13 protein-coding genes are annotated in these 16,842 nt (G+C 37.6%); 4 read left to right on the forward strand and 9 right to left on the reverse strand.

Features of this window, described 5'->3' with window-relative positions:
- From AC1DDX_RS06705 to kbl, 6 genes are all read right to left on the reverse strand, one after another.
- Nucleotides 1–700 (reverse strand): class I SAM-dependent RNA methyltransferase (locus AC1DDX_RS06705; protein ID WP_477621885.1); only part of this gene is annotated, 700 nt, incomplete at its 3' end.
- Nucleotides 701–792: 92 nt separating this feature from the next.
- Nucleotides 793–903: a phenylalanyl-tRNA synthetase subunit alpha gene (locus AC1DDX_RS06710; protein ID WP_172659390.1), complete on the reverse strand. Its 111-nt coding sequence runs from the start codon at nt 901–903 to the stop codon at nt 793–795.
- An 82-nt stretch (nt 904–985) separates the two neighbouring features.
- Nucleotides 986–1,561 carry a TetR/AcrR family transcriptional regulator gene (locus AC1DDX_RS06715; protein WP_048903726.1) on the reverse strand — a complete coding sequence of 192 codons (576 nt, stop codon included), beginning with the start codon at nt 1,559–1,561 and terminating at the stop codon, nt 986–988.
- A complete protein-coding gene (locus AC1DDX_RS06720) occupies nt 1,561–1,971 on the reverse strand; it encodes a hypothetical protein (protein WP_172659389.1) in 411 nt (136 codons plus the stop codon). Before AC1DDX_RS06720 ends, AC1DDX_RS06715 begins: the two co-directional genes overlap by 1 nt.
- Nucleotides 1,971–3,008 (reverse strand): phenylalanine--tRNA ligase subunit alpha, encoded by a 1,038-nt coding sequence (pheS, locus tag AC1DDX_RS06725; RefSeq protein WP_172659388.1) that lies wholly within the window; start codon nt 3,006–3,008, stop codon nt 1,971–1,973. Before pheS ends, AC1DDX_RS06720 begins: the two co-directional genes overlap by 1 nt.
- 104 nt (nt 3,009–3,112) lie before the next feature.
- Nucleotides 3,113–4,300, reverse strand: a complete 1,188-nt coding sequence (gene kbl / locus AC1DDX_RS06730) for a glycine C-acetyltransferase (RefSeq protein WP_337717888.1) — start codon at nt 4,298–4,300, stop codon at nt 3,113–3,115.
- 142 nt (nt 4,301–4,442) lie between these two features.
- On the opposite strand from kbl, the gene AC1DDX_RS06735 reads away from it, so the two are divergent.
- Nucleotides 4,443–6,890 (forward strand): DUF5686 and carboxypeptidase regulatory-like domain-containing protein, encoded by a 2,448-nt coding sequence (locus AC1DDX_RS06735; protein ID WP_337717890.1) that lies wholly within the window; start codon nt 4,443–4,445, stop codon nt 6,888–6,890.
- A 4-nt stretch (nt 6,891–6,894) separates the two neighbouring features.
- Here AC1DDX_RS06735 and AC1DDX_RS06740 read toward each other — a convergent pair whose 3' ends face one another.
- From AC1DDX_RS06740 to AC1DDX_RS06750, 3 genes are all read right to left on the reverse strand, one after another.
- Nucleotides 6,895–7,542, reverse strand: coding sequence for a hypothetical protein (locus tag AC1DDX_RS06740; protein ID WP_172659385.1), 648 nt, complete (start codon nt 7,540–7,542; stop codon nt 6,895–6,897).
- Nucleotides 7,543–7,552: 10 nt separating this feature from the next.
- Nucleotides 7,553–8,065 carry an RNA polymerase sigma factor gene (locus tag AC1DDX_RS06745; RefSeq protein ID WP_172659384.1) on the reverse strand — a complete coding sequence of 171 codons (513 nt, stop codon included), beginning with the start codon at nt 8,063–8,065 and terminating at the stop codon, nt 7,553–7,555.
- Between the two features lie 174 nt (nt 8,066–8,239).
- On the reverse strand, nt 8,240–9,418 hold the full coding sequence (locus AC1DDX_RS06750) for a C1 family peptidase (RefSeq protein ID WP_337717940.1): 1,179 nt from the start codon (nt 9,416–9,418) through the stop codon (nt 8,240–8,242).
- 307 nt (nt 9,419–9,725) lie between these two features.
- Here AC1DDX_RS06750 and trhO point away from each other — a divergent pair, with 307 nt between their 5' ends.
- The 3 genes from trhO to AC1DDX_RS06765 all read left to right on the forward strand — a co-directional run bounded on the left by trhO (nt 9,726) and on the right by AC1DDX_RS06765 (nt 16,835).
- Nucleotides 9,726–10,673 carry an oxygen-dependent tRNA uridine(34) hydroxylase TrhO gene (gene trhO / locus AC1DDX_RS06755; RefSeq protein ID WP_337717892.1) on the forward strand — a complete coding sequence of 316 codons (948 nt, stop codon included), beginning with the start codon at nt 9,726–9,728 and terminating at the stop codon, nt 10,671–10,673.
- Between the two features lie 6 nt (nt 10,674–10,679).
- A complete protein-coding gene (locus AC1DDX_RS06760; protein ID WP_337717894.1) occupies nt 10,680–13,571 on the forward strand; it encodes a ligand-binding sensor domain-containing protein in 2,892 nt (963 codons plus the stop codon).
- A 249-nt stretch (nt 13,572–13,820) separates the two neighbouring features.
- Nucleotides 13,821–16,835: a SusC/RagA family TonB-linked outer membrane protein gene (locus AC1DDX_RS06765; RefSeq protein ID WP_337717896.1), complete on the forward strand. Its 3,015-nt coding sequence runs from the start codon at nt 13,821–13,823 to the stop codon at nt 16,833–16,835.
- Nucleotides 16,836–16,842: the final 7 nt, after the last annotated feature.

Genomic DNA, 16,842 nt, shown 5'->3' on the forward strand with positions numbered 1-16,842 from the left:
CACCAGTAGATGAAGTACGTATAATCAGATTTCTTAAATTACCTTCGTGATTGCGCAGATCATAAAAAGTTAAACCGTTTTCCAAAGCATAAGCCCTAACACTATTCCTTAATGTATTAGAAGGCTCAGCCTGCAGGTAACAATGCTGGATGTCCAGAATTTTATCAAACCTTAGCGGAACGTGAAAACCCAGCGCATTCATTTCCAGATCCTCATTCGGACCAGTTAAATCCTCTGGCCTATCTGCCATATCTTGCTTATTCAACCAGCGTTTATTAGAAAACGTGTATTCAAGCTTATTGCGATAGTATTTATTTTCTGCAGAACCCAAAATTGGCTCCATTGCAGAGGTATCAATTTTTGCAAGGCGCTGTAAAGCAGCCTCTACATTTTTATGTTTAAATTTTAGTTGAGCATCATAGCCCATGTGTTGCCATTTACAACCACCACAGGTACCAAAGTGCTGACAAAAAGGGTCAACTCTTAAATCAGAAGCTTTATTTAAGCTTTCAATTACTGCTTCTGCAAAATTTTTCTTTTTCTTTACTATGCGGACATCAACCACATCGCCCGGCACGGCTTTATCCACAAATATAACTAGTTCATCTGCTTTGCCAACTCCTTTGCCCTCTTCGGCAATGTCAATAATACTTAGATTAGGGATGATGGTTACTGTTCCGGCTTTTCTATTTCTACTCATTATGCCGCAAAATTAGATAAAATTTCAGACATACTAATCTCCATAAGGCATTCAAAACACCTTTAAAAGAAAAGAAAATGCAATATCAAACTCTACTTACCAAAAACTTTAAGGATTAAACCGAAAAAGCCTTCAACCATATTAAAGCTCATATCAAATTTCTCATCAACCATTACAGAAATCTCTAAAACCTCTTTACTCATAATATATTGACGTATACAGTCAAATATAGATGTTTTTATACCGAATACCAAAACGGTACATGTTAAGGTTTTGTAAAGAAACCTACAAAGCGGCCTTTACCAGGAAGGGAAGAAGTTCTTTCTGAAAACTAACAAAGTTCTTGCGAACATCAGAATCACTAACAGAAGTGAAGGCGAATGAGAATACAATGCTCTTGCTTGCTTTTAATAAAAATGCCAGGCCTTCTTTACGAGATGGGTTATTTTTAAAATGGTCGAGCTCTAAATAGGCAGAAAGCAATAAAGACTCTAACTGATCAGATAAATGCTTTAAAAAATCTTGCGAGTTTGCATTTTCCCTAACAAAATCCCAGCCGATAAACTCATTACAAACGGTATAAGTAAGTCTGCATGTTTTCATTACAAGCGCCTTAAGGTGCTCTTCTTCATCAGCAAACTGAGCTTTATTTTTTAAAATTTCATGAAGGTTCAGGTCCAGATAATTCATCAGGATAGCATCCAAAATCTGTTCTTTGCTTTCAAAATACTTATATATAGTTGCTTTAGCTATTCTGGCTTTTCTGGCGATCTCATTAACACTTGTTTTATGATAGCCGTACTTTCTGAATAGCTCTTTTGCAGACCTGATTATACTTTCCTTTATTTTCTCTGGTTCCATTAGTTACTTACATTTATAGTCAGGCCACCACGAAGTGATGTAGTATAAGATTTTAAATTACGTACAGCCGGCGCTTTTTGCGGAGTTCCGTCAAGCAGCAAAAATTTAGCTCCTGTACACGGATCAGTAGCTGTAATTCCGGTCGAGTCCGGAACAACTGCACAACCACCATTTTGAGGGTTTACTGAACTGGCTCTATCGAATGTCCTGTAGCCACCACCAATTGCAACAATCATCAGACCTTTAACGCCCTGATTATCTACCAGTAATACATTGTTCTTGGCTTTAATCTTAAATTCCTGAACGGTCACATTGTATTCCACAAAAACATTAGGAATCATTTCACTTTCTTTTCCACATCCTCCAAAAGTGATCACCAACAGAAATAATCCGACTATTTTTTTAATCATTATATTAATGACGTTTTATATTGCTTTAAAAAGCGAGCATCATTTTCAGAAAATAAACGCAAGTCTTTGATTTCGAATTTAAGGTTGGCAATACGCTCAATACCCATTCCGAATGCAAAGCCGCTATATTTCTTGCTGTCGATATTACAATTTTCCAAAACGTTAGGATCAACCATGCCACATCCTAAAATTTCAACCCAGCCGCTATACTTACACATCTGACAACCTGCGCCTTTGCAGATAGTACAAGAAATATCCATTTCAGCTGACGGCTCTGTAAAAGGGAAATAAGAAGGGCGGAAACGAACCTTTGTACCTTCTCCATAAAGTTCCTGTACAAAATAGAACAGCGTTTGCTTTAGATCTGCAAATGAAACATTTTCATCAATATACAAACCCTCTACCTGGTGGAAAAAGCAATGCGCCCTAGCAGAAATGGCCTCGTTACGATAAACACGACCCGGCATAATTGCTCTGAATGGTGGCTTACCAGCCTCCATCATTCTTACCTGAACAGAAGAAGTATGCGTACGCAAGGCAATATCGCCTTTTTCGCCTCCTTTTTTAATAAAGAAAGTATCCTGCATATCTCTAGCAGGGTGTTCTTCCGGGAAGTTTAAAGCAGAGAAATTGTGCCAGTCATCCTCAATCTCCGGACCTTCTGCTACAATAAAACCAAGTTTATTAAAAATCTCGATGATTTCTCGTCTAACCAAAGCCAATGGGTGGCGGGCGCCAACTTCAAACCCTTCACCAGGTAAGGTTAAATCTATATCAGCACTTGCTGAAACTTCTGCTACCCCACCCTGATCTTTCAGTGTTTGATATTTTGCTTCTGCGAGCTGTTTAAATTCATTTAAAACCTTTCCCAGAGTTCTTTTTTCTTCTGGTGAAACGGCCTTAAATTCATCGAAAATATCTTTGATAATTCCTTTAGTACCAAGGAATTTTATACGGAATTGTTCTAATTCATCTGCTTTATCAGTTGAGAAAGCATTTATTTCTGCTGTATACTGTGTTATCTTGTCTTGTAACATGGCAACAAATATACAGCTATTTATGCAATATATTTATAACGGCTGAGTCCAAAAATCGTCATGAAGCATCACTCCATAAAGAAAATAGACTCAGCCGCTTAGTTTTATATTACGCCCAACGCTTTACCAACTTTAGTAAATGCTGCTATGGCCTTATCTAAATGGTGCTGCTCATGTGCCGCAGATAATTGCACACGAATTCTAGCCTTGCCTTGTCCAACCACCGGATAATAAAACCCGATTACATAAATTCCTTCCTCGAGCATTTTAGCCGCAAATTCCTGGGCAAGCTTAGCATCATAAAGCATAACAGGAACTATCGGGTGTACCCCCTCTTTAATGTCAAAACCAGCTTCAGTCATTTTTGTACGGAAGTAAGCAGTATTACGCTCCAGTTTATCCCTTAAATCAGTAGTTTCACTTAAAAGATCCAGAACCGCTACAGATGCTCCTGTAATTGCAGGGGCAAGTGTATTTGAGAATAAATAAGGGCGAGATCTTTGGCGCAACATGTCAATAATTTCTTTCTTACCCGAAGTAAACCCTCCAGATGCACCGCCAAGCGCTTTACCCAAGGTACCTGTAATAATGTCAACCCTATCTATCACATTGAAATGCTCATGAGTACCGCGACCTGTCTTACCCATAAAACCAGTGCAATGCGACTCATCAATCATTACAAGCGCTTCATATTTATCTGCTAAATCACAAATTTCATCTAATGGAGCCACAACTCCATCCATAGAAAATGCCCCATCTGTAACAACAATGCGATGTCTGGAATCCTTAGCAGCAATTAATTGCTGTTCCAAATCTGCCATATCCGCATTTTTATATCTAAAACGCTTTGCTTTACACAAGCGCACTCCATCTATAATAGATGCATGGTTTAATTCATCAGAAATAATAGCGTCCTGATCATTAAACAAAGGTTCAAAAACACCACCGTTAGCATCAAATGCTGCAGCATATAAAATTGTATCTTCTGTACCTAAAAATTTGGAAAGTTTTGATTCCAGTTCTTTATGGACATCCTGTGTACCACATATAAAACGTACTGAGGACATTCCGTAACCATATTTATCTATAGCTTTTTTTGCCGCTTCAATAACTGCCGGATGAGACGATAGTCCCAAATAATTATTTGCACAAAAGTTGATCACCTCCTGCCCGGTGCTGATCTTAATATCGGCTCCCTGAGGGGTTACAATAATACGTTCACGTTTAAATAAACCGTCTTTTTCTATTTGCTCCAGTTCTTGTTCTAGAACGGGTTTTAAGGTTTTGTACATATTTATAATAATTAATGCAACCAAAGTTATAAAAATATCGTCTTGTGGTGGTAAGGCAATTAAACGATGGTTGCAAACTTTAACACAAAAAAACTGTTTAGTATTCACAACTAATCCGATATTTAAGCCTTAAATCCATTTAATGAAGAAGATTTTTTTAACGCTATTTCTTTTTGTAAGCGCCCTTAGCCTATCAGCACAACAGCTTAAACTTGGTGGCACAATAAAAGATACAGAAGGACAATCCGTTCCATTTGCTTCTGTTTATATAAAAAACACAACGATTGGAACTTCAGCAAATGTGGATGGTGTTTATTCATTAAGCATTGAAAAGGGAACTTTTACCATTATTTATAAAGCAATTGGCTATAAAGCATTAGAGAAAGAAATCACTATTAATGATAACCTAACTGAAGATGTAGTGATAACGCCGGAAACTTATAGCCTGGCCGGAGTTACCATAGATGGCAATGCAGAAGATCCTGCCTACGAAATCATCAGGCAAGCCATTAAAAAAAGGAAAGAACACCTTACCGAAGTAAAGGCATATAAAGCCGATGTATATATTAAAGGAGTACAAAAACTTGTAGGTGCCCCAAAAAAGTTCTTTGGAAAAGACATTCAAAAAACGCTTGATCTGGATACCAACAGAAAAGGGATTTTATATTTATCAGAGTCGACCTCTACATTTTCATATGAGCGCCCAAATAAGATTCACGAAGAAATGGTGTCTTCAAAAATTGCTGGCCGTAACAATGCATTTAGCTTCAATAAAGCATCAGACCTGATTATAAATTTTTACGACAACATTTTATTAGAGGATAAACTAAGTGCCCGCGGCTTTGTATCACCAATTTCCGACAATGCTTTTCTCTATTACAGATACAAATTACTAGGTGTTTCTACAGAAAACGGAGCAACGATTAACAAAATCCAGATCATCCCCCGCCGGGAACACGATCCTGTTTTCAGGGGAACTATATATATTACAGACGATAGCTGGCATCTTTTTAATGCCGATGTGTACCTAACCAGCAATTCAGGCATCAATCTTCTTGATACTTTAAATATCTCACAACAGTTTATTAAAACCGAGAATACTTATATGCCTTCAAATATCAATTTCCAGTTTAACGGGAATGTGCTTGGCTTTAAGTTCGAGGGTTATTATGTTGGGGTTTACAGCAATTACAATCTCCACCCAAACTTTCCGAAAAACTATTTCACTGGCGAAATCCTCAAGATAACCAAAGCGGTAAATAAAAAAGATTCTTTGTTTTGGCTTAATAACAGACCAATTCCGCTTACAAAGGAAGAAAGCCGGGATTATGTGAGAAAGGATAGCATTGCTGCGCTTAAAGTTTCAAAGCATTATCTTGATTCATTAGAACGTGAAAACAATAAATTTGGAATTGTAAAGGCCGCTATAACAGGATACACCATAAACAACAGGTACACCCAGAAATATTATAGTTTTGACCCCATATATCGTTCTATATTTTATAACACCGTTGAAGGTTTCGCACTTAAATACGGGGTAACTTATGTGAAGCGACTTCAGGACAGCCGTTATTACAGTATCCGACCGGAGGTGAGATACGGATTTTCTAATAAAACCCTAACCGGGAACATATCTGCAAATTATTACTACAACCCGGTAAAACGAGCAAACATTAGTATAAGTGGCGGTTCTGGCATTTACGACTTAAACGACCTTGGAACAATGAGTCTTTTGGGCAACTCCATTAACTCTTTATTGTTCGAAACCAACTTTTCCAAATTCTATAAAAAGGAATTTGCGAACATTGGAACCACAAGGGAACTGACAAATGGACTTCAGGCATCGTTGACTGCTGATTATGCTCGCCATACTAATCTTGAAAACTCGACAACCTTCAAAATAAAAGATCTAAAAGGCGAAACTTTTACATCAAACAACCCTTTTACACCTGATACAGAAACACCATTGTTTCCAACATATAAATCGTTAGCAATTACGGCATCATTAAATTACACCATTGATCAGCAATATATAACCCGCCCTGATGGTAAATTTTACCAGGGATCAAAATATCCGGTAATTAACCTTACCTATAAAAAAGGCATAAAAGGATTATTCAATAGTGATGTAGATTACGACCTGGTATCATTAGAAGTTTCCCAAAACCGCATTAGCGCTGGTTTATGGGGTTACTCATCATTCGTTGTTGGCGCTGGTAAGTTCATCAATAATAACACGGTTTACTATCCTGAGGCGAAACATTTCAGAGGTAATAACTCTTTACTTGGGCTTCCGAACTTAAGAAAGTTCTTATTCCTCGATTTCTATCTTTTCAGTACGGACCGTCAATATCTTGAAGCGCACTTTGAACACAATTTCTCTGGCCTTTTAACAAATAAAGTTCCGCTGCTGCGTAAATTAAAGCTGGAAGAACTTGTTGGGGTTAACTATTTGAGTCAGCCAGTAAAGAGAAATTACACAGAGTTCTACTTTGGCTTACAAAGATTGATTTTCAAAGCCACATATGGCTTTGCTTATGATGGAAACAGAAGAGTAAATCATGGGTTTAGATTGTATTATGGATTCTAGTCTTTTATGATCGTTCAGTTTTATAAGCTTCTATTTCATCCAAAAACTCCATGGCTTTAGTTAAAGTTTTACCACCAAAACTTTCCAAAGCCGCTTTTACCCATTTAATATGCACATTTTTATATGTCAGCTTTTTAAATAAGAATACTGATATAAAGGTAAAAAATGAAACGATTACGAGCTGAATTAACCAAAAGCCTGGTCCTGCATTTGCAACCAGATCATCATTGTACCAAAAGGTACAGTAGAATGGCGTTTGTAAAATTAGTATTCTGCCGATATTATTAAACGACGACTGGATTTTGGTTATCTTTCTCTGAGATTCCGTAACACTGTCTTCTATATTTACCTCAGAGAGCATTACAAGATGCCTAATGTAGGCAGCCGTGGCAAACACATTAAACAATATGATAAAGCCTACAGATATTACAAAGTAAATATTGTGCAAGGTATTGACCAGTAAAAAAACTAAAAAAGCAATCCATATTACACCAAGGACTACACCTGTTACCTGATTTCTACGAAAAGAACGAAGCTTATGTTCAGCTTTTTGGGTCTGCAATTCTTTTAACATTTTTAAATTAAGTGCTAATGATCTTTCCAGTTGCGCATCAAAACTACTCCAAAGTCGTTTTATATCTTGCTCTTCCATTTTCGGTTTATTAATTGTTGTTAATCTTTAAAAATCTTTGCTTTAATTTCTCTTTAATCCTATTCACTTTAGTGCCAATGTTTGATTCTGAAAGCCCAAGAATCTCAGCCATTTCCTTTTGGCTCTTTTCTTCCAGGTAAAGCAGCATCAATGCTCTGTCGAGCTCTTTTAATTCATTTATAAACTGTTGCAAAAGTTTTAAATTGGCTTCATTATCAATTGGCACATCATCCTCTATAAACTCAATTACATTTTCGGAAATGGGGCTAATCAGCGCCGATTTTTTTCTTTCCTTTCTGTATGAGGTAATGGCAACATTTAAAGCAACCCGATACATCCATGTAGTGAACTTGCTTTTGTTGTCATAACCCGGAAACGAACGCCACAACTGAAATATAATTTCCTGAACCAGATCTTTTCTATCCTCCTCATCCCTGTTAAATGAATTGGCTATTTTGTAAATTATCCCCTTGTTCTGTTCAATTACTGATACAAACTGCTCCTTCTGTTTAAGTGTATCCATTGTAAGGCATATGCTTAGAATAAAGTTATACTTTTTTAACTCACTCAATTATTCGTTTCAAGTATAGAAATATCACAGTATGATTAAAAGATATTGCAGCATCCATAAAAACCCTAAATAAAAAGGGGCCTGCATTTCAAGATACAGGCCCCTTTTTAATAAAATCCTTTGCTGTTATATGTCTAGCTTCTTACGGATATCTGAAGGAATACCTTTTTTATGCAATAAAAACGCTGTGGTTTTATATTTCACAAAGTTTTTGGTCACATATAAATAGCCGTTATAATCGTTAGTAGCACCCCAAGAGTTTTTAACAATGTAATATTCTTTGCCGTTTTGATCTTTTGCTAATCCTGTAATTTGCATACCATGATCATCAGTAGTTTGATAATCATCAAATGCTGCCTGACGTAAATCAACTGTGATTTCTTTTTCAGCTTTCGGACCATTGAACATTGCTTTTTTCTCTTCGTCCGTCATGCTATCAAAATTCTTTTCAGGAACGTAAGCAACACCATTTTTCCAGCTAAAGCCTTTTTCGCTAACATCTGTTGCCCATGCAACGCTATAACCGCCTTTTAAAGCATTATCGATAATTTTAGTGATATCGTCCATTTGTACGTTGTATACCTGATCATATGACCAGTTATCAGGCACCATCAAAACTGCTTTTTTATAATAAGGCGAAGTATTGAAAGATGAAAGTTCAACATAATCTTCAGGATTGATACCTACAACCTCTTTAGCAAAGGTTTTTGGCGTGTATTCTTTTCCTTCGTAAGTGAATTTTTCTGGAACAGCCCCCATACAAGAATCAATAGTGGCTATATATTTAGTTTTCCAGTTAGGATCAAGCTTACCATCTGGTGCTTTTACTGCATTTTCCAGAATGGCTTTTGTAAGGCTATTCATTCTATCTGATGAGCCAGGAGCGCCATAGTCATTACCACTATAAACCTCTTGAGGTAAAGCGCCATATTTAGCAAACATATTAATTACATCATGGCATGCACCCCCATCGCCTAATGTTAAGGCACCGTGCATACGCACATAGTTAATTCCTTTTTCAACATACGCATTACGGGCAGTAAATAAATCTGCAAGATCCACAGGTTTTTTACCCATTCTAATCATTTCCGACTCTAAAAAAGAGTTGGTGCTGTAGCTCCAGCAAGTACCGGATGATTTTTGATTTTTAACAGAAGTAGCTTCAGTATTGATAACCGGAGTAAATTTAAAGCTGGTTGCGCTGTTTTCGCTTTGGTTGTTTTTTAATGAATTTACAAGGTTGTCTTGCGCAAATCCAACTGTTGATCCAAGTAGAAGACTTGTGGTCAACCACAATGATCTCATCGTAGTGTTAGTCATTTTTATAAATAATAAGTTAGTTTTATTTGTGTTTTTAAATAACGCATACAAACTTAACAATAATCTAACTAAGGTGGTAGGTTTACAATAATGTTACAAACAATACTGCTTTAACATAAAGAACTATTGTTGCCAAGGCGTTGCTAGGGCCTTGAAAGGGCTGATTGTCCTACCAACAACGTAACATAGCCCTAATAAAGCCTGAGCATACGATCACAATCTGATGCAAATTCACATATTTTTCTTAGCTTTGCACCGCATTAAACGCCGTTTGCATCGGTATCAATGAATTATGAGAAAATTCCAGACACTACTTTACTATTGCTATAGTCACATAGCCGAGGCAGAACAATTTGCTGCTGATCATCTTACATTTTGTAAATCTTTAAATCTTGTTGGTCGCATCATTGTTGCTAATGAGGGTTTAAACGGTACCGTTTCAGGAACAAAAGAATCCTGCGAAGCCTACATGGCAGCTATAAAAGCTGATGAACGTTTTGCAAAAACTGATTTTAAAATTGATGATGTTGAAGAGCCTTCATTCATCAAAATGCACTGTCGTTACAAAGCCGAAATTGTCCACTCAGGATTAAGAGATCCGAATATTATAGACCCAAACAAGCAAACCGGCAAACACCTTGAACCTGCTGATTTTCAAAAAATGATAGATCAGGAAGATGTGGTAATACTTGATGTACGTTCAAACTATGAGCACAATTTAGGGAAATTTAAAAATGCAGTAACCCTCGATATTGAGAATTTCAGAGATTTTCCTGATAAAATAAATGAGCTTGCTAAGTACAAAGACAAAAAAGTACTTACCTACTGTACAGGAGGTATAAAATGCGAAAAAGCATCGGCTTTGCTATTACACCATGGATTTAATGATGTTTACCAACTGCATGGCGGCATTATCAAGTATGGTAAAGAAGCCGGAGGTGAAGATTTTGAAGGTAAATGTTACGTTTTTGACAACCGTATTGCAGTTGACGTTAATACCGTAAACCCAACAATAGTGTCTAAATGCTATAATTGCGGCAAAACTACCCCAAAAATGATCAATTGTGCCAATCCGGAATGTAATGAACATTTCACTCAATGTGATGAATGCGGAGAGACTTTACAAGGATGCTGCTCTGTTGAGTGTACTACAAATCCTCGTAAGCGCACTTATGATGGAACAGGGTATTACGTAAAAGTACCACAGCAGGTAAACGTTTCAAGTAAACAACTATCTTAGCTGTTGATGAGCAACGGACCCTTTAAATACTTTATATTTTTAATCTTTTGTTTTGTATCTGTTTCTGCTCTGGCAGATGACATCAAAAGTATTGGGGTGCCTTACATTCAAAATTATCCTAAATCAGTTTACCTTTCCGGTAACCAAAACTGGTCTATTGCCAAAGGCAAAAATGGCATTATGTATTTTGGTAATACCCAGGGTCTTTTAACTTACGATGGCAAATACTGGCAACAATATGAAATGCCAAACCGCCAGATTGTTCGTTCGGTAGCTACAGATGATAACGGTATAATTTATACCGGAAGCTTTGGTGAATTCGGATATTGGAAAATAGACCATAAGCGTTTAAAATATACTTCCCTCATCAATCTTATTCCGAAGGAACATAAAATGACCGATGAGATATGGAAAATCTATGTAGATGGCAAACGCATTATCTTTCAGTCTTTTTCGAGCATATATATTTACAATGACCAGAAAATAAATGTTGTAAAAATACCTGCATTCTTTCTGTTTCTGCATAAAGTAGATAAACGCTTCATTATCGAAGCTTTAGGGAAAGGCTTGTTTGAGCTAACCGGCGATAAACTTGTTCCCCTTAAAAATATTGGCACCCCACTACCTGGAAGCGTGCTTTCGATCCTTCCTTATAAAAACGGCAGTTTATTAATTGGTACCAGCAAAGATGGTTTGTTTCTATACGATGGCGAAAAATACACTCCCTTTAATACGCCTGCAAATACCTTTCTGCAAACCTATCAATTAAATAACGGGGTTAAAGTATTAGGAAAATACTATGCTTACGGAACAATTTTAAACGGCTTGATTATTATTGATGAGGATGGAAATATTGTACAGAGGATCAATAAGTCAAGTGGTTTACAGAACAATACGGTACTTAGTATTTATGCAGATGACGATCAGAACTTATGGACTGGTCTCGATAACGGGATAGACCGCATAGAATTAAATTCTCCTCTTTACTTTTATTTTGATAAGACCGGCCTTTTTGGCACCGTGTATTCGAGCATTATTTATAAAAACATAATTTATTTAGGAACCAACCAGGGTCTTTTTTACAGCCCATGGGTTGGTGGTAAAGACAACACTTTCAGTTCTTTTGATTTCAAACTGATACCCAAATCGCAGGGACAGGTTTGGGACTTAAGGATGATTGACGGACAGCTTCTTTGTGGACATAATGATGGTACTTTTAGCGTTACCGGAAACACAATTGAAAAAGTTACCGGTATAAGCGGAGGTTGGGTTATCAAGAAACTGAACGACAATTATCTTATTCAAGGTACTTATAATGGACTGGTATTATTCAAAAAGGACCCGGCCGGTCAGTGGAAATTTGATTCCAAAATTAAAGGTTTCGATGAACCATCAAGATATGTAGAACAGGATTCCAAAGGCGATATCTGGGTAAGCCATGCCTACAGAGGCTTATATAAATTGGTATTGAGTCCCGATTTCAAAACAGTTACAAACGTTAAGTATTACGACGAACGGAATGGGTTGCCAAGTACATATGGCATTAACCTCTTCACTCTTGAAAATAAACTGATCTATTCGTCCAATGAGGGCTTTTTAACTTACGACGAGATCAGCAACAATTTCAGCAAATATACCACTCTGAATAAGGAACTTGGATCTTTTTCTCAATCCAATAAGATCATTAAGGCCGACCATAAGAAATATTGGTTTATTAACCATGGAAAAATGGCGCTGATCAATTTTTCGCAGCCAGGAAAAATAGAAATAGACTCCAATCGTTTCAGTGTTTTAGATGGCAGAATGGTTCAGTACTATGAAAACATCAGTAAGATCAGCGACCATATTTATCTGATCAGTGTTGATGATGGCTTTGTTATTTACAATGAGCTAGATTCACTAAAGCGCAAAAAAATAGCACTCCCATCTGTATTAATTAGAAAAATAGAAGATATTACAGACACCTATTCCATTATCAGTGAGGTAGGAAATTCAGATTCGGAAATTGAAATACCGTTTAGCAGAAACAACATCAGGATCTCGTACGCGCTTCCTTATTACAGACAAAGCAGTATCAAGTTTCAGTACTTCCTGAAAGGCTATTCTAAACAATGGTCTGACTGGAGTTCTGCTTCGCAAAAAGATTTCACTAACCTTAGTGCAGGAACTTATACCTTTCTGGTTAGGGCTAAGATTAATGATGAGACCATAAGCAAGGATACAGAGTTTGAGTTTACGATCCTCCCTCCTTTTTATGCCAGCAACTGGGCTTTCGTTTTATACCTGGTTGGCATTGTCTTTTTACTAATTGCTTCTAAGCGCTTTTACGAAAGAAAGCTGATGAAAGATCAGCAAGCCATTTCTGATAAGTTGCAGGTTGAAAAGGAGGAATTTCTTAAAAAAGAAGCTGAGGCAACTGAAAGGCAAATCATCAAATTGCAAACAGAGAAACTGCAGGTAGAACTTGCAGGTAAGAACCGGGAACTTGCCAACTCAGCCATGAGTTTGGTTTACAAAAATGAGCTGCTGCAAAAGCTTAGTCAGGAGATGCTGAAGCTTAAGGATTCGAGCGGAAAACCTTTGGCAGAAGAACAGCTAAGAAAAATCCAAAAAGTAATTGATGAAGGCATGAACGATGAGCGCGACTGGAATTTATTCGAGAGCAGTTTTAACGAGGCGCATGAGAGTTTCTTCAAAAAACTTAAAGCCAATCACCCCGATCTTGTACCTAACGATTTAAAACTTTGCGCATACCTGCACATGAATATGAGTAGCAAAGAAATGGCATCATTACTGAACATTTCGTTACGAGGTGTAGAAATACGCCGCTACAGACTTCGAAAAAAGCTTGATGTACCGCACGACAAGAACCTCGTGGAGTTTCTAATGGAGCTATAGCACTACATCATTACCTCTCATATCCTTTTTTTTAAGATTGATTTTATAAAATTCTTTTGACCTCTTGTTGTAGGTCTAAATTTTGTTATGTCGGCATAGAACACTGTTTTTAGCGAAACAAGAGGCCTATTTCGATTGTTTGAGAAAGTACAGATTTCTATGATGATGTATTAATGTTGAGGCGTTTTATTTGTTTTAACTCAAATACTCTCGGAGATTTATACAACTAACAACTAAATTTTAAACAGCATGAAAAGAATCTTTACAAAACTTTCTGTTTTAACTTTTTTATGTTTTCTTTTTATCAACGCAGCTTCTGCGCAAGATATTACTATACGAGGTGTAGTAAGTGACGGTGCAGATAAAACCACTCTTCCAGGTGTAAGCGTTTTAGTAAAGGGAACACAAATTGGGACACAAACAGATGCAACGGGAAAATACGCAATAAGTGCTCCGGCCAATGCGACTCTTGTATTCTCTTACATTGGATATAATCCAACAGAGATGCAAGTGAACAACAGAACAGTGATCAACGTGGAACTTGCCTCATCCTCGCAACAATTAGAGCAAGTTGTAGTAGTTGGTTATGGTACTCAGAAAAAAATTGATGTTACCGGGTCGGTAGGAAATGTAAAAGGTGAGGACATCGCCAAGCAGGCATCCGTGAATCCTGTAAGTTCACTGCAAGGTAAGGTAGCAGGTGTAACCATTACCAATGTGGGTGCACCCGGTGGGACTCCGCAACTAACCATACGTGGTACAAGTACAATTTACGGTAAAACCGGAGCTTTATATGTAGTAGACGGGGTTTGGTATGATGATATTAACTTTCTTAATCCTGCAGACATTGCTGACATAAGTATCTTAAAGGATGCATCGGCACAATCTATTTTTGGTATACGCGGTGCCAATGGGGTTGTACTGGTAACTACTACCAAAGGCAAAAAAGGAGATCCCATTATTAACTACAATGGATCTGTAGGATTCCAAAGAGTTACCAATAAAGTGGAGATGGCCAATGCGTCGGAATATGCAACAGCAGTTAATGAGGCATATGCGCTCCTTGGTCAGCCAGCATTGTTTGCTAGTACTGATCTTGGTAAAGGAACCGACTGGTACGGTCTAATGCTGAGAGATGCGATGGTGACAAATCATCAGATCTCTATTAACGGTGGTACGGAAAAATCAACTTACAACCTTTCGCTTGGGTACCTTAATCAGGATGGGATTGTAAAAAACAACAACTATCAGCGTTACACCGCAAGGTTATCTAATGACATTCAGATTTTTGAGGCATTGAAAATCGGATATAACGTAGCAGCTAATTCCAGCAAATCGAAGGATGCACCAACCGCACTATTCAGAGGGCTTTATGCGGCTTCTCCCGTAGTGCCTGTATTTAATCCTGATGGTTCTTACGGCGATCCTAATGATTTTAATTTAGGAAATGGAAGTAATATAAACCCTCAGGTAACAATGGATTTCTTTAACCAAAGAACAACCAAATATAAAGTTACAGGAAACGTGTTTGCCGAGCTGAAATTACTAAAAGACTTTACCTTTAAAACAAGCGTGGGCGGTGATTTCGGTCAGGAGGAAGTAAGAGGTTATGTACCAAAATACGAAGCTACTACTGCACAGAACAACACTATCAGTAAGTTAAACATAGACAGGGTTGAAAATAGAAACTGGATAATAGAAAATACATTAACTTATGATAAACAATGGGATGACCATAGATTAACGGTACTTGCAGGCCAAACAGCACAACGTGTAAAAACATACAAAACCTTTGCCGAAGCTCAGAATGTGCCTTACAGCTCAGAAAGTGACCTATATCTGGCACTTGGCGATGCAGCGTCACGATCAATTCGGGATGAAGGTGAGCTCAGTACCTTTTCTTCATATTTTGCAAGGGTAAACTATGCCTACAAGAACAAATACTTATTGAATGCTTCCTTCAGGAGAGACGGTGCTTCTCAATTCTATGGCTTTGATTCGAATCCATGGGGCAACTTCCCTTCTGTCGGTGCAGGTTGGGTAATCACCAACGAAGATTTTATGAAAGATCAGAAGGTATTTAGCAATTTAAAACTTCGTGGAAGCTGGGGTAAAGTAGGGAATGCCGGGGTACCTTTTAATCCTTCTACATTAACTGTTGACCAAAGTGCAGCATTGATTGCATTTTTTGGTGGCAACCCTCAAACTGGTGCCAGCATCAGATCAATTGTTCCCCCATCATTACTTTGGGAACGCAGTGCCGGAACAAACGTAGGCCTGGAAATGGGTTTTATGGAAAATCGATTAAAAATAGAGACTGATTATTACACACGAAAAACTGAACAGGCCATTTTTAATATTCCAATCCTTGGAAGTCTAGGAACGACTAACAGTACAATCTTAGGTAACCAGGCCGACATTAAAAATAGTGGAGTTGAATTTTTAACTACATGGGCTGACAAAACTCAAGGCGGATTAACTTATACGATCAGTGCCAATCTAGGTATCAATAATAATAAAGTATTGAATGTAAGTTCAGGAGACAATCCGGTTTATCAAGGCGGAGTAGGACTGACCAGTGGTTACAGATCTACAAGGACTGTTAACAACAGACCTATTGGTGAGTTCTTTGGTTATCAGGTTGCAGGTATTTTCCAAACAGCCGAGGAAGTTGCTGAATGGAAAAACAATAAATTTTCAATAGGTGACTTCAAATTTGCAGACATTAATAATGACGGCACTATCGATGACAGAGACAGGGTAGTGTTGGGTAATCCTAATCCTAAGTTTAGCTACGGTGTAAATACCAATTTCGCTTACAAAAGCTTTGATCTTACTGTGGACATTCAGGGTGTTGCCGGAGTAGATGTGTTAAACGCCAATCTGGCTAATCGTTTTGGTAATGAGAATTATACCAAAGATTTTTTTGACCACCGTTGGACTGGTCCTGGATCATCCAACACTTATCCATCAGCAAATCTTGCTAATGAGCTTAACAAAGCTCCCAGCTCTTTTTATGTGGAAAGTGGTGATTATATCCGCTTGAGAAACATACAGCTGGGCTATACCCTACCTCAATCTTTAACTACTAAATGGAAAGCAAGGAGTCTAAGGGTCTTTATAAATGCACAAAATGCTGTAAACCTATTTGGTTACAAAGGATTCAGTCCTGAGGTAGGCGGCACCCCTACAAATGCAGGAATAGACACCAATGTCTATCCATTATTTGCTACTTATAATTTCGGTGTTAATTTAACATTCTAACTGACTT

This window comes from Pedobacter sp. 10L46_2, assembly GCF_056395165.1.